Below are 14,539 nucleotides of genomic sequence, written 5' to 3'. Positions count from 1 at the left end.
GGCTGTGTGGGTATTATGCGGGTTTTAATGGTTGATAGTAAGCGGGAAGCATCTCTTCAAGCCAAAACCTAGGTTTTAACAATGAACCGGTAACAAAGCCAACGTGTCCACCTTTATCAAATAATCGATAGTCAATATTTTCAGGCAAAACAAAGTGAGGGATCACCGCATCAGTCATAAACGGGTCATCTTTGGCGTGAATGATTTGAGTCGGCAGTTTGATTTGTTGTAGGCGATGAATGCCTGAGCAGCGCTGGTAATAATCTTCGGCATCTTTAAAACCGTGCAGTGGCGCGGTGATCAAGTCATCAAAATCATACAGCTTAGTGACACGCTTGATGCATTGATAAGTCAGCCCTAATTCACCTTTGAGTAAGTGATGTTTGCGCAAGGCATTACGCTTGAGTGAGTTGAGCAAATAGGTTTTGTAGATTTTAGAAAAACCTTGCTCAATGCGCAGTGAGCAGGCAGAAAGATCTAACGGCGCAGAAACGATGGAGGCCGCATCAATTAATGGTTCATCGGCATATTCTGCTAAGTAGTTCGCCAGCATATTACCACCGAGAGAAATACCAACAGCGACTTTAACGCGCTCTGGGTATTGTTGATGGATTTTTTCTAAAAAGAAGCGAGCATCCTCGACTTCACCTGAGTGGTAGGCTCGCGGGAGTCGATTGGGTTTTCCACTACAACCACGAAAATGCATCATGACCGATAACCAGCCATCTTTGGCAAAGGCATTCATTAATCCATTGGCATAAGGGCTATAAAAGCAGCCTTCTAAACCATGGAATAGAATGAAAATCGGTTTGTCTTGATCGGTTTTGGCGTTGGGGTCTTCACTCCAAGCAAGATCAATGAAATCACCATCGGGCGTATCTAGAGTTTGCCAAACCGGCTCAAACAGCGCTTTCTTACGAATAAAGCGCGGCGCTAAGGTTTGCAAATGTGGGTTGGTAATACCGGAGGCTGCAGTAAATTTAGTCATAGCGTATCAGTAGGTTCATCCGATGAATAAGACTGTGAAAACACAGCGTAAAGATGTTCACCTTCCAACTGACGACAATAACGAAGAGCCATGGACTCACCATTGGCATTGCCTAACGTGAGCCCATTGATGCAATCAACTAAATCAGATTGTTGTTGCTTTTCTAATTGTAATTCAAACTGTAATGTTTCTCGGTACAAGGTGTCGGGAAGATTACGTTTTAGCTTTCTTCTCAATTCTCGAAAACTACTGAGCAAAGATTCGGAACGACCTAAGCAGAGTTCCACTTTAGGCCAATCACGGTCATCAATGGCTGCGCCTTGTTCATCAAGCCACTTAAGTAGCAAGAGTAAATTCACATTGCCATGGTATTGATTCTGTAGAGCTAAGCACGCCTCTTTCACTTCTCGAACACTGTAATATTGCAAACTAAATTGCCATAGCCGTTCAAGTGTTAAAGAAAGATATACGCGCTCGATACTCATTGATCATTGAACTCCTGTTCCATCTGCTCTAGCTCTTCCTGAAGAGCCATCCAATCCACTTCAACATCTTCTAACTCAGCTTTACTAGAGGCTTGATCAGCCAGAACTTGATTAAGTTTAGCCTTATTTTCGGCTTCATACAGCGAGTTATCAGATAAATTGCCTTCAGCTTCGGATAATTTTTGACCCAACTTATCCATTTTGTCTTCTAGTTGTGTCAATTTTTTGCGAATTGGCGCGGTGAGTTTTCGGAACTCTGCTTCACGTCGCTTTTGGTCTTTTTTAGCCGCAGCACTGTTGGCACTGTTCTTTTCTGGTTGGTCGGCTTGTGCTTCACGACGTTCAGCTCTTTGCTGCTCGGTTAGCCATTTATAGTAATCATTGAGATCACCATCAAATGGGGCAACCTGGCGGTCATGAACTAAATAGAGGTCATCTGTGGTGGCACGTAATAAGTAACGGTCGTGCGAAACAATCACCATCGCACCTTCAAACGTTTGCAAAGCCATAGTCAAAGCTTGACGCATATCGAGATCAAGGTGGTTGGTCGGTTCATCGAGGAGCAGTAAGTTGGGCTTCTGCCAAACAACTAACGCCAAGACTAAGCGGGCTTTTTCACCGCCAGAGAACGGAGCTACTTTCTCCAGTGCCTTTTCACCTTGGAAGCCAAAGCTGCCTAAATAATCACGCAGTTGCTGCTCGGTATGCTTAGGGGCGATTTGCATCAAATGCTGTAAAGGTGTTTCTTCTGGATGTAAGGTTTCAAGTTGATGCTGGGCAAAGTAACCAATCTTGACCCCTTGTGAATAGGTAAGCTCACCACTTTGTGGTTTGTGCTCACCTGATAGCAATTTAATCAGTGTTGATTTACCCGCGCCATTGCGCCCGAGTAGACCAATGCGGCTACCAGGTACCAAGTTAAGGCGGATTTTTTCAAGAATTAGGTTATCACCGTACCCTGCCGATGCTTCATCCATCATGATGATAGGGTTTGGCAGCGCTTCGGGTTCGCGGAACTCAAAACTGAAAGGGTTATCGAACTGCGCTGGCAGTACTTTCTCCATCCGCTCTAGCGCTTTAATACGGCTTTGCGCTTGGCGTGCTTTAGACGCTTTATAACGGAAGCGATCAATGTAGCTTTGCATATGCGCCATGTGCTTTTGTTGCTTGGCAAACATCGCTTGTTGCAGGATCAGTTTTTGTGCTCTTTGTTCTTCAAACGAAGAGTAGTTACCGGTGTATTCGTTGAGGTTCTGATTTTCTACATGGATAACGCGGCTAACAATTGGGTCAAGGAAATCGCGGTCATGCGAAATCAGCACTAGTGTGCCTGGGTAGTTTTGCAGCCAACGTTCTAACCACATTACGGCATCGAGATCCAAGTGGTTGGTTGGTTCATCAAGTAACAAAAGATCAGAACGACATAGTAGCGCTTGCGCGAGGTTGAGGCGCATGCGCCAACCACCCGAAAACTGAGTTAGGTTCCAACTCATTTGTGGCTGAGTAAAGCCAAGACCATCAAGCAGCTCGGCAGCGCGAGCGCGAATGCTGTAACCGCCGATGGTTTCAATTTTGCCATGTAGCTCAGCTACTAACGTACCGTTATCAGCTTCTTCTGCGGCGGTTAGTTGTTGCTCTAGAGAGCGAAACTCACGATCACCGTCAATCACGTATTCCAGTGCGGTGCGATCGAGAGCAGGGGTTTCTTGTGCTACCCAAGCCAGCTCCCAATGAGCAGGTTTGCTAAAGTTGCCAGCATCAATCGAAAGCTCATCTTTGATCAGAGCAAAAAGAGTCGATTTTCCGCAGCCGTTTTTACCCACCAAACCGACTTTATCGCCAGGGTGGATGGTTGCAGATGCATTATCAAGTAGGGGCTTGCCACCACGTAGCAATTGAATGTCAGAGAAGGTAATCATAGCGTTCTGTTTTTTCTTTAATCATTTCGCACCGCATAGTAGGAGGAATGGTCGAAAAAGTCGATCATTGCGTTATTGGCTTCAACCGCGTATAACAAAATGATAACGAAAATAATAGGATTGCTGTACAAGGAATGGTTTTGCCAGCTACTGCTCAGGCTAAAGTACTAGTCATTTACGCTCACCCGGAATCGCAAACTTCCATCGCCAATCAAGTTATGATCAATCAGATCAGCTCACTTGAACATGTAACTGTGCGTGATCTTTACGCCCTCTACCCCGATTTCTTTATTGATGTCAGCGCTGAACATGACGCGCTACTCGAACATGATGTGATTGTGTTCCATCACCCTATGTATCTCTACTCTTGTCCGGCGCTATTAAAAGAGTGGCTAGACCGTGTACTAGGCAAAAAAGGTTTTGCCTATGGCGAAGGGAGTTCACTGCAAGGCAAGTATTGGCGAAGTGTCATTACCACTGGTGGTAAGCAAGAGGCCTTTGGTGAACATGGCTATAATAAATACCCGTTAGAACAGATTTTACAGCCGTTTGAATTGACGGCTGCGCTATGCCGTATGCACTGGATAGAGCCGCTTGTACTTTATTGGGCGCGTAATGTTTCGGATTTGCAGCGAGAGCAGCATGCCGAACGCTACCGTCAATGGCTAAGTGAGCCTCTAATTGGTGTGGAGAGCCAAAGTGATGGCGATGGCAGCACGGGAGGTAACAATGGCGCTTGAAAGTGACTTTTTGCAAAGCAGTGCAATATTTCTAACCGCCGCTGTGGTGGCTGTACCTTTAGCGCAGCGTTTGGGATTAGGTTCGGTACTGGGTTATTTACTGGCTGGCGTGGCGATTGGACCGTGGGGGTTAGGGCTCATCCGTGATGTTGACGCCATCCTACACTTTGCAGAGTTTGGCGTGGTGTTACTGCTGTTTTTGATTGGTTTAGAGCTTAACCCCAAGAAACTTTGGCAATTGCGTGGTCCGATTCTCGGCTTAGGTGGCGCGCAAGTACTGTTTACTACTGCGGTTCTAGCCATCATTGCTAGTGCGTTGGGCATGAGTTGGCAAGTGAGTTTAACCATCGGGATGGGATTGGCATTATCTTCTACGGCCATTGCATTGAAGGTGATCGAAGAGCAAGGTCTGGATGGTACAGAGACCGGGCAGTCAGGGTTTGCTGTATTACTATTCCAAGATATCGCTGTGATCCCGATGCTCGCGATGCTGCCGCTGTTGGCGGGTAATACCAGTGGCAATTGGCAAGACGGCTTATGGATGTTAGGTGGTGTGCTTGGCTTATTGTTCGGTGGGCATTTCTTATTACGTCCCTTGTTTCGCTATGTGGTGACCAGTGGCGTCCGAGAACTCTTTACCGTTGCCGCGCTACTGCTCGTGATTGGTATTGCCCTCATAATGAAGCAGCTTGGGCTATCAATGGCATTGGGAGCGTTTCTTGCCGGGGTGCTGCTGGCAGAGAGTGAATATCGCCACGAACTAGAGATAGCCATTGAGCCATTTAAAGGTTTATTGCTTGGGTTGTTCTTTATTGCGGTTGGTATGGCGGTGAACCTAGGTTTATTGGCTCATCAACCTTGGGTGATTGTATTTAGCGTACTGGCGTTGGTGACGATTAAAGGCTTATTGCTGTATGTATTAGCGCGAATCGCGGGAAGCCGAGCGAAATCTCGTAGCCGTATGGCCGCAATTTTAAGCCAAGGTGGCGAGTTTGCTTTTGTTATTTTCACCGCGGCGCAAAACCAAAACCTATTAACCAGCGAGCAAACGGCCTTTTTGTTGGTGGTTGTCAGTTTATCCATGGTGACAACACCTATTTTGTTGATGGGGCAAGAAAAGTGGTACGCACGAAAGCTCAACCAAGAGGAAGAAGCGCAACTTGCCAGTGATGTGGTGGATAACCAACCCAGAGTGATTATTGCGGGATTTGGTCGTTTCGGACAAATCGTTGGTCGCCTGTTGTATGCCAACAAAATTAAGCTCACCATTTTAGAAAGCGACGCGAGCCAAATTCAGTTACTGAGAAAGTATGGCTATAAGGTATTTTATGGTGATGCGACCCAATTGGATTTATTACGAGCGGCAGGGGCGAGTAAAGCCGAAGCCATTATCTTGTGCACCGACTCGCCTGATGAAATGATGCAAATCGTTGATTTATGTCGTCAGCATTTTCCTCAACTTAAGGTATTGGCTCGGGCTCGCAGCCGTGTAGAGGCGTATCAATTGCTCAGCCATGGCGTCGATAAGTACTCTCGTGAAACTTTCCTCGGCGCGTTAGATTTAGGTAAATTAGCTTTAATCGAGTTGGGGATGCACCCTTATCAAGCTCATCGAGCGGAAGCGCATTTTAGAAAACTCGATAATGCGATGCTCAAAGAGTTACTACCGCAACACAGTGAAGATAAGCAATTGGCACAAAGAGCCAAAGAAGCTCGTAAAGAACTGGAAGAGATTTTTGGTCGTGAGATGGAAAATGATCAGCAAACGAAAAACTTCTGGGACTGATTATAGAGAAACAACGTGAAATGCTTGGTTCAGCGACAAGGCTCTGAATTCAGCATGGTTTGCCTAAGGGAAAGAGAATAAAAATGAAGAAACGATTCATTGCAGGTGCGAGTTGTCCACAGTGCCAGCAGCAAGACAGTTTGCGCTGGTGGATAGAAAATAATATTGAATTGGTAGAGTGTGTTGATTGCGATTACCACGAACAGCGTAAGCCTCAATCGGTGGAAAAAACGCAGCGTGCTGATGAAAATATGATCGGTATTTTTAGACCTGACTGATTGTGTTTCTCAAATTGATCCCCATAATAGCCGGGTTAATGTTTTATTCCCCAGCTGTCTGGGTACCCAATGCCTTGGAGCAAGTATGAAAATTGAAAAGAACGTAGTCGTAAGCCTAGCGTACCAAGTGAAACTAGAAGACGGTGCAGTTGTTGACCAATCAACAGTTGAAGCACCACTAGACTACCTACACGGTAACAACAACCTAATCTCTGGTCTTGAAGCTGCGCTAGAAGGCAAAGTTGCAGGCGATAAGTTTGACGTAACGATCGCTCCAGAAGACGGTTACGGTGAGCACAGTGATGAGCTAGTGCAACGCGTTCCTGCGAACGTATTCCATGGTGTTGAGCAAATTGAAGTAGGTATGCGTTTCCTAGCGGATACTGATCAAGGTCCAATCCCTGTAGAAGTAACAGAAGTTGATGGCGATGAAGTGGTTGTTGATGGTAACCACATGCTAGCTGGTCACACTCTAACATTCGTTGTTGAAGTTGTAGCAGTTCGTGAAGCAACAGCAGAAGAAATCGAGCACGGTCATGTACACCAAGCTGGCGGTTGCTGTGGTGGTCACGATCATGACCACGACCACGAAGGCGGCTGCTGTGGCGGCGAAGAGAAAGGCGACGATCACGAATGCTGCGGTGGCGGCGGTTGTGGTTCTCACTAATCACATGCCTTTAGATTAAGTATTAAGCCAAATGTATAAAAAGCGCAGCTTGTGAATTCAAGCTGCGCTTTTTACTTTTAAAGGCTGGGTGTTTGCTGGTTCAAACATTTGGTTGATCTATTTTCTTATCAGAGGTCGAGAGTATGCCCCCATTTTCTATCGCTATTCATGGCGGCGCTGGCACCATTTTACCCGAGCAAATGAGTGCTTCGCTGCAATCGGCAATTGAGCATGATCTCGAAGTTGCAGTCAAAGCCGGATATCAGGTCCTTACACAAGGTGGTTTGTCTGTCGATGCCGTGGTCGCAGCGGTTAAAGTGCTTGAAGACTCTCCCCATTTCAATGCCGGCAAAGGCTCTGTACTCACCCATAAAGAGATGGTTGAGATGGATGCCTGTATTATGAATGGCAATAGTGAAGCCGGAGCGGTTGCCTGCGTTCGTCACATAAAAAATCCCATTGCTTTGGCTTATGACGTAATGCAGCAAAGTCAGCATGTGTTATTGATGGGGGATGGTGCAGAAGAGTTTGCCTTTCAGCATGGGCATATTTTTACCGAGCAAGATTATTTCTTCACTGACCGACGATATGAGCAACTGATGGCGATCAAAGATTCCAATTCGGTGGCACTGTCAGAAGCCAATTATCCGGATGATGACAAACATGGAACCGTAGGTGCGGTGGCGCTCGATCAGTACGGCAATCTTGCGGCGGCTACGAGCACTGGTGGCATTACCAACAAGAAATACGGTCGAGTTGGCGATTCTCCGATCATCGGAGCGGGTACTTTTGCCGAAAATGGCAATGTCGCCATTTCCGCCGCAGGTGTTGGCGAATTTTTCTTACGTAAGGCGGTGAGTGCTGATATCGCAGCACGAATGCGCTACCTCGGTGAAAATGTTCAAACTGCCTGTGAAGCTGTCATCCAAGGGGAGCTAAAAGAGATGGGCGGGGAAGGTGGTGTGATTGCTGTCGACTGCCAAGGTGAAATTCATTTTGCGCTTAATTCTATCGGTATGTATCGAGCCAGTGTGGATAAATCTGGGCAGCTAAATGTGAAAATTTATGCAGAAAAAACATGAAATTATCAGCATATAATCTAGCGGGTTGAGTCTGCCCATTCTTTTATCAACTCAAAACCTATAAGCAGTACATTACGCATGCATGATTAAAAAATGACTGCAAGCGAGCTAATTCGGTGCTAAAATCCTTTTTTAACTAGCTATCAGACTTGGAAAGATGGGAAATAACGTAGTCGTTCTAGGCACCCAATGGGGTGACGAAGGAAAAGGTAAAATCGTAGACCTTTTAACTGAAGATGCAAAATACGTAGTGCGCTACCAAGGCGGACACAATGCAGGTCACACACTTGTAATCGACGGTGAAAAAACCGTTCTTCACTTAATTCCATCAGGTATCCTTCGCAATAATGTTAAATGCATTATCGGCAACGGTGTAGTTTTATCACCTGACGCATTAATTAAAGAAATGAAGCCTCTTGAAGAGCGCGGCATTGCAGTACGTGACAGCCTTTTCATTTCTGAAGCATGTCCTCTAATTCTTCCTTACCATGTTGCTTTAGACCAAGCGCGCGAAATCGCTCGTGGTAAAAAAGCAATTGGTACGACTGGTCGTGGTATCGGTCCTGCTTACGAAGATAAAGTTGCTCGTCGCGGTCTACGCGTTGGTGACCTTTTCGATATGGAAGCATTCGCTGAGAAACTAAAAGAAGTAATGGAATACCATAACTTCGCATTAGTGAACTACTACAAAGCGGAAGCGGTAAGCTACGAAGAAGTACTTGAGCAAGCGAAAGGCTATGCTGATCTACTAACTTCAATGGTTATCGACGTAACTGACGAACTAGACGCAGCACGTAAACGCGGCGACAAGATCATGTTCGAAGGTGCGCAAGGTACTCTACTTGATATCGACCACGGTACTTACCCATACGTAACGTCTTCTAACACGACTGCTGGTGGTGTTGCTGCAGGTTCTGGTTTTGGTCCTCGTCACCTAGGTTACATCCTAGGTATCGCGAAAGCATACTGCACACGTGTAGGTGCAGGTCCATTCCCTACAGAACTTTACGACGGTCTAGATAAGCAAGATCCAGTTGGTAAGCACCTAGGTACTGTTGGTCACGAGTTTGGCGCAACAACAGGTCGTCTACGTCGTACTGGTTGGTTTGATGCTGTCGCAATGCGTCGTGCAATCCAAATCAACTCTGTGACTGGTTTCTGTCTAACGAAACTAGATGTATTAGATGGTCTAGAAGAGCTAAAAATCTGTACTGGTTACAAGATGGAAGATGGCTCTGTACTAGAAGTTTCGCCAATGGCTGCTGACGCATACGAAAAAGTAACGCCAATTTACGAAACAATGCCTGGTTGGTCTGAAAACACATTTGGTGCTAAATCTATCGATGCGCTTCCACAAGCCGCTCTAGATTACATCAAGCGTATTGAAGAACTAACTGGTGTACCAGTCGATATCATCTCAACTGGTCCAGACCGTAACGAAACTATTATCAAGGTTCACCCATTCGAGTCGAAGTAATTCGAATCTAAATAATACGTTACATAGTTTGATGAAAGCCGACCTCAGGGTCGGCTTTTTTATTGGCTGTTATTTACTCGAGCATTTCGTGAACGCAGGCGACTGAATCGCAAATGGTTGCTGGTTTTTTCAACATCTTGTGGCAAACTATTGCCAACTCGCGGCAAATTTTGTCTAAAGACTTTACCAACTTTGCCGATAAAGTTATCGAACCTAGCTCTGCTTGCTATTAAGTCAGGGTAGGCATCGAATTCAACAAAGAGTGCAGGTATGAAGCTACGAACAGTGGCAGCTTCGTTGATGATGACATTGAGCGCGACCTTCAGTTACGCCAGCGTGACTGATATCGGTGGGCCAGTGCCGATATATTCCGAAGCTGAACTAATCAAACTGATCGAACAGAGTAAACATTTAGAGCAAGTGAAAGCGGACAACTGCCAGTTGGTCGAAGATATTGTCGCGCGTGCGACACGTATTAGCTTACCGTCGTATGAGTTTCTATACGGAGATATGCTGGCGTGGGGCGTATGTGTTGACCAAGATGTCGAGCTTGGACTTTACTATATGGAAAACGCAGCTCACCAAGGTTTGCCAACTGCGTTAGAGCAGTTGGGGCGCTATTATTCTCGCGGTACTTTGGTGCAGCAAGATAAAGAGCGGGCGATTCCGTATCTACGTGAAGCGGCGGCTATGGGGAACCTTAATGCACGTATTCATCTCGCAGAACTGCTTTTGCGTGATTACGGTAGCCCATTAGATTATGAAGACGCCTATCGTTGGCTATATAACTCGGTGACTGCCGATCAGCGACAACATAAACGCATTTCGCGCTTGAGAGATGGTCTTGAGCGTCGCATGCCAGATAACATCATCGCTCGCGCTAAGCGTCGTGATACTTTCTGGTAAGCGATAAAAAATTTTAAAACCTGCACTTACAAAAATGCCCAGCGATTGCTGGGCATTTTTGTTATCTAGAACAGAGTTAGTTATTGAACAACTTCACCTGATGCAATCACGGTATCACGCACGACTTGGGTAAACGCTAGTGCTTCTTTACGAATTTGTTCTTCATCTACTGTTAGGATTTGGCGATCTTTCATTAGCAATTTGCCATCCACAATAGAGTGGCGAACGTTAGCTGAGTTTGCTGAGTAAACCAATGCAGAGTATGGGTTGTAAACAGGAATCATATTCGGCGCTTTGGTATCGATTACGATGATGTCAGCCAGTTTGCCAGTTTCAAGTGAACCAATTTTATCTTCCATATGCAGTGCTTTTGCTGCGCCCATCGTTGCCATATCAATGACTTTAATTGGTGGCATTGCTGCGCGGTCTTTGTTTACTAGCTTGTGAACTTTAGCCACTTGGTTAAATTCATCGATGGTGCTCAGTGTGTTGCCAGACATAGGACCGTCAGTACCTAGACCGATGCGCACGTCTTGATCATACATTTTAAGTGCAGGTGATACGCCTTTTGCTGATTTGATGTTTGCACTCATATTGTGCGCAACACCCATATCGGCTTTTTTAACCAGCTCAATATCTTTGTCGTCCACTAGGATCATATGTGCACCAACAAGGTTTTTGTTTAGTGCGCCAATACTGTCCATATATTCAACTGGCGATAGACCCTTTGATCGTTCCGCAATCTTTTCCTCTTCACGGTCAGATTCCGCAAGGTGAATCATCACAGGAACATCATGCTCTAATGAAAGTTTTGCGACTTTCTGCAAGGTTTCTGTGGTGTTGGTGTACGGCGCATGAGGAGCGAACGCTGGTGTAATGCGTGGGTGATTTTTGTATTCTTCAATAAAATTAAGCGTGTAATCAATACCTGCGTCAGCATTTTTCGCTGAAGCGACAGGGAACTTGATGATGGTTTCACCTAGGATTGCGCGCATACCAATTTTGTCGACAGTTTTCGCTACTTCGTCTTCAAAGTAGTACATGTCAGCATAAGTGGTCACCCCACCTTTTAGCATTTCAACGTTACCTAGGTTGGCACCGATGCGCACCATGTCGCGAGACACTAGTTTGGCTTCTAATGGGAAAATGTAGCGGTGCAAGCGATCAGGCACGTCATCCGCTAATGAACGGAACACCGTCATTGAAACGTGAGTATGTGTATTGATAAGACCCGGCATAACAATGTCGCCATCAACATCCAGTACTTTATCTGCTTTGTATTGCTTCTCTAACGACTCATCGCCAACAGCGATAATTTTATTGTCTTTGATTACCACAGTACCGTTTTGGTAAACGGTTTTGTCTTGATTCATAGTAAGAACCATAGCATCGGTGATCATCAAATCAGCTTGCTCTTCGGCATGAGAAAAAGCAGAAAATAGACCTAAGCTGGCAATAGCGGTAGCGAGTAAAGTGCGTTTCATATAGATAACCAAACCTAAAAAGGGGGATAGGAAATTGGCGCTGAATATCGCAATAAGGGTGATCCATTGCAAACGTTTGCTTTATAAATTGCATTGAAGCGTGATCTTGATCACTACTGACAATTCCCTGCGTTATGGTTGGCTAAGTTATGAAAATAGCGTAGCTATTTTTCCTTTTTGTAACCAGTAAGCTGTAGGTTACCTCGTTAGTCGGATATAATAGCCACATACCTTCCTTGCTAATTGGGCTTGCTTATGTCAGACCAAATCCATAACGATCCGTTCGCTGATCGTGAATCAGAAAATTACGAAAATCCGATTCCAAGCCGTGAGTTCATTCTCGAGTTCTTGAAACAGGCTGGGGTTCCTATGAACCGCAATGATCTGTTTGAAGCATTGAAACTTAAAGGTGAAGATCAATACGAAGGGCTACGTCGTCGCCTACGCGCGATGGAGCGTGACGGTCAACTGGTCTTTACTCGTCGTCAATGCTACGCATTACCTGAAAAGCTAGAAATGGTGAAAGGTTATGTGATCGGTCATAAAGACGGACATGGTTGGGTTCGCCCTGAAGGTAGTACCGGCAAGGATAACGACATCGTGCTGCCTCACCATCAAATGAAAAACATCATCCATGGTGATTATGTTTTAGTGCAACCAACAGACAACTCTAAGCGTGGTCGCAAGGAAGGTCGTTTGGTTCGCGTATTAGAAGAGCGTAAAACGCAAATCGTTGGTCGTTTCTTCCTTGAGTATGGCTACTCTTATGTCGTGCCTGATGATTCACGAATTTGCCAAGATATTTTGATCCCAAATGAGCATAAATCAACGGCTCGTATGGGTAATGTCGTCGTGATTGAAATCACCGACCGTGGTACTCGTTCTCGTGGCATGATGGGACAAGTTGTCGAAGTGTTGGGCGAAAAAATGGCACCGGGTATGGAAACGCAAATTGCGATTCGTACTCACCAGATCCCACACGAATGGCCGGAAGCGGTCGATAAGCAGATTGAAAACCTAGGCGAAGAAGTACCAGAAGAAGCAAAAGCGGGTCGTGTTGATTTACGACAATTGCCGTTGATGACTATCGATGGTGAAGATGCGCGTGACTTCGATGATGCGGTTTACTGTGAAGCGAAAAAAGGCGGCGGTTGGCGCTTATGGGTAGCTATTGCTGATGTTAGCTATTATGTTCGCCCAAATACCGCATTGGACAAAGAAGCCATTAACCGCGGTAACTCAGTTTACTTCCCATCACAAGTAGTACCAATGCTACCTGAAGTGCTGTCTAACGGCTTGTGTTCACTTAACCCACAAGTAGATCGCCTGTGTATGGTATGTGAAATGACCATCTCGGCGAGTGGCAAGCTTTCAAGCTACAAGCATTATGAAGCGGTCATGAATTCACATGCCCGTCTGACTTACAACAAAGTTGGCGCTGTGTTAGATGGTGATGAAGAACTGCGTGAACGTTACGCACCACTAGTTCCGCACCTTGAAGAACTGCACAAAATGTACAAAGTGCTGAAAGTGGCTCGTGACAACCGTGGTGCGATTGAATTTGAAACGGTTGAAACTAAATTCGTCTTCAATGCGGAGCGTAAGATCGATCGCATTGAACCAGTGATCCGTAACGATGCACACAAATTGATCGAAGAATGCATGATTTTGGCTAACATCGCCTCTGCATCTTTGGTTGAAAAAGCGAAAGAAGCGGCGTTGTATCGTATCCATGAAACGCCAGGAGAGATCCGCCTACAAGGTTTCCGTGATTTTCTTGGCGAGCTTGGTCTTAACCTTGGCGGTGGCTTAGAACCTTCACCAACCGATTACGCTGAGTTAGTTAAGCAAATCGCTGAGCGTCAAGATAAAGAGCTTATTCAAACAATGCTGCTGCGCTCGATGAAGCAAGCGGTATACAACGCAGATAACTGTGGTCACTTTGGTTTGGCACTGAAGCGCTATTCGCACTTCACTTCACCAATTCGTCGTTACCCTGATTTGCTATTACATCGTGCGATCAAATACTTGATTGCGAAAGAAGAAGGCCGCACTCAAGACCGTTGGACGCCAACGGGCGGTTACCATTATTCATTCGATGACATGGACTTCTATGGTGAGCAATGTTCGATGACAGAGCGCCGAGCTGATGACGCAACGCGTGAAGTGTCTGATTGGCTTAAATGTGAATATATGCAAGACCATGTTGGTGATGAACTTGAGGGCGTGATTGCTAACGTGACCAGTTTTGGTTTCTTTGTCCGCTTAACTGAACTTCATATCGATGGTTTGGTTCATATTTCATCTCTTGCCAATGACTATTACCATTTTGACCCAATTGGTCAAAGACTTATCGGTGAAAGCTTCGGTGCAATTTACCGACTTGGTGATGCAGTGAAAGTGAAAGTGCAAGCGGTAAACCTTGATGATCGCCAAATTGACTTTGCATTAGTTGAAACAAGTCGTAAGCTACGCGGCGAAGGTAAGACGGCTAAAAAACGTGCGGTTGAGGCTCAGCAAAAAGCCAAAGCCAAAAAACGAGCGGCAACGGGTGATCGTGGAGAGCGCAAAGCAAAACCTGCGATTGAACCAGCTAAACGCCCAGCGAAGCCTGCAGAGAAATCTGAAGCTAAAGGCGAAGCGAAGAAGCCGAAAGTGAGAAAAGCACGTAAGAAAAAACCGCACAGCAATTCCAAAAAAGGGAAGCGCAGCGCTAAGAGCGAATAG

Annotated in this window: 12 protein-coding genes; 8 read left to right on the top strand and 4 right to left on the bottom strand. The window is 45.7% G+C overall.

Features of this window, described 5'->3' with window-relative positions; translation table 11 throughout:
* Nucleotides 1-13: 13 nt before the first annotated feature.
* From H2O73_RS10245 to H2O73_RS10235, 3 genes are read right to left on the bottom strand one after another with little or no spacing between them, the layout of a single operon-like run.
* Nucleotides 14-988, bottom strand: coding sequence for a hydrolase (locus tag H2O73_RS10245; protein ID WP_182108748.1), 975 nt, complete (start codon nucleotides 986-988; stop codon nucleotides 14-16).
* Nucleotides 985-1,473 (bottom strand): TIGR02444 family protein, encoded by a 489-nt coding sequence (locus H2O73_RS10240; RefSeq protein ID WP_182108747.1) that lies wholly within the window; start codon nucleotides 1,471-1,473, stop codon nucleotides 985-987. Before H2O73_RS10240 ends, H2O73_RS10245 begins: the two co-directional genes overlap by 4 nt.
* Nucleotides 1,470-3,392, bottom strand: a complete 1,923-nt coding sequence (locus H2O73_RS10235; protein WP_182108746.1) for an ABC transporter ATP-binding protein — start codon at nucleotides 3,390-3,392, stop codon at nucleotides 1,470-1,472. Before H2O73_RS10235 ends, H2O73_RS10240 begins: the two co-directional genes overlap by 4 nt.
* A gap of 134 nt (nucleotides 3,393-3,526) precedes the next feature.
* Between H2O73_RS10235 and kefG the strand changes: the two genes are divergently transcribed.
* From kefG to motX, 7 genes are all read left to right on the top strand, one after another.
* Complete coding sequence (gene kefG / locus H2O73_RS10230) at nucleotides 3,527-4,132, top strand: glutathione-regulated potassium-efflux system ancillary protein KefG (RefSeq protein ID WP_182108745.1); 606 nt, start codon at nucleotides 3,527-3,529, stop codon at nucleotides 4,130-4,132.
* On the top strand, nucleotides 4,122-5,918 hold the full coding sequence (kefB, locus tag H2O73_RS10225; protein WP_182108744.1) for a glutathione-regulated potassium-efflux system protein KefB: 1,797 nt from the start codon (nucleotides 4,122-4,124) through the stop codon (nucleotides 5,916-5,918). The genes kefG and kefB overlap by 11 nt, the downstream gene beginning before the upstream one ends.
* Nucleotides 5,919-5,995: 77 nt before the next feature.
* The gene (locus H2O73_RS10220; RefSeq protein WP_182108916.1) at nucleotides 5,996-6,196 is read left to right on the top strand and encodes a YheV family putative zinc ribbon protein; all 201 of its coding nucleotides are present in this window, start codon (nucleotides 5,996-5,998) and stop codon (nucleotides 6,194-6,196) included.
* An 85-nt stretch (nucleotides 6,197-6,281) separates the two neighbouring features.
* A complete protein-coding gene (slyD, locus tag H2O73_RS10215) occupies nucleotides 6,282-6,863 on the top strand; it encodes a peptidylprolyl isomerase (RefSeq protein WP_182108743.1) in 582 nt (193 codons plus the stop codon).
* A 143-nt stretch (nucleotides 6,864-7,006) separates the two neighbouring features.
* Nucleotides 7,007-7,945: an isoaspartyl peptidase/L-asparaginase family protein gene (locus H2O73_RS10210; RefSeq protein ID WP_182108742.1), complete on the top strand. Its 939-nt coding sequence runs from the start codon at nucleotides 7,007-7,009 to the stop codon at nucleotides 7,943-7,945.
* A 157-nt stretch (nucleotides 7,946-8,102) separates the two neighbouring features.
* Entirely contained in the window at nucleotides 8,103-9,422 is a 1,320-nt protein-coding gene (locus H2O73_RS10205; protein ID WP_182108741.1) for an adenylosuccinate synthase, read from the top strand.
* Nucleotides 9,423-9,692: 270 nt separating this feature from the next.
* Complete coding sequence (gene motX / locus H2O73_RS10200; protein ID WP_182108740.1) at nucleotides 9,693-10,328, top strand: flagellar protein MotX; 636 nt, start codon at nucleotides 9,693-9,695, stop codon at nucleotides 10,326-10,328.
* 80 nt (nucleotides 10,329-10,408) lie between these two features.
* Here motX and H2O73_RS10195 read toward each other — a convergent pair whose 3' ends face one another.
* The gene (locus H2O73_RS10195) at nucleotides 10,409-11,818 is read right to left on the bottom strand and encodes an amidohydrolase (RefSeq protein WP_182108915.1); all 1,410 of its coding nucleotides are present in this window, start codon (nucleotides 11,816-11,818) and stop codon (nucleotides 10,409-10,411) included.
* A gap of 249 nt (nucleotides 11,819-12,067) precedes the next feature.
* On the opposite strand from H2O73_RS10195, the gene rnr reads away from it, so the two are divergent.
* Nucleotides 12,068-14,539: a ribonuclease R gene (rnr, locus tag H2O73_RS10190; RefSeq protein WP_182108739.1), complete on the top strand. Its 2,472-nt coding sequence runs from the start codon at nucleotides 12,068-12,070 to the stop codon at nucleotides 14,537-14,539.

This window comes from Vibrio marinisediminis, from assembly GCF_014050145.1.
GTDB lineage: Bacteria > Pseudomonadota > Gammaproteobacteria > Enterobacterales > Vibrionaceae > Vibrio > Vibrio marinisediminis.
Note: the sequence above shows the minus strand (reverse complement) of the source record. Positions and strands in the feature narration are given on the sequence as shown.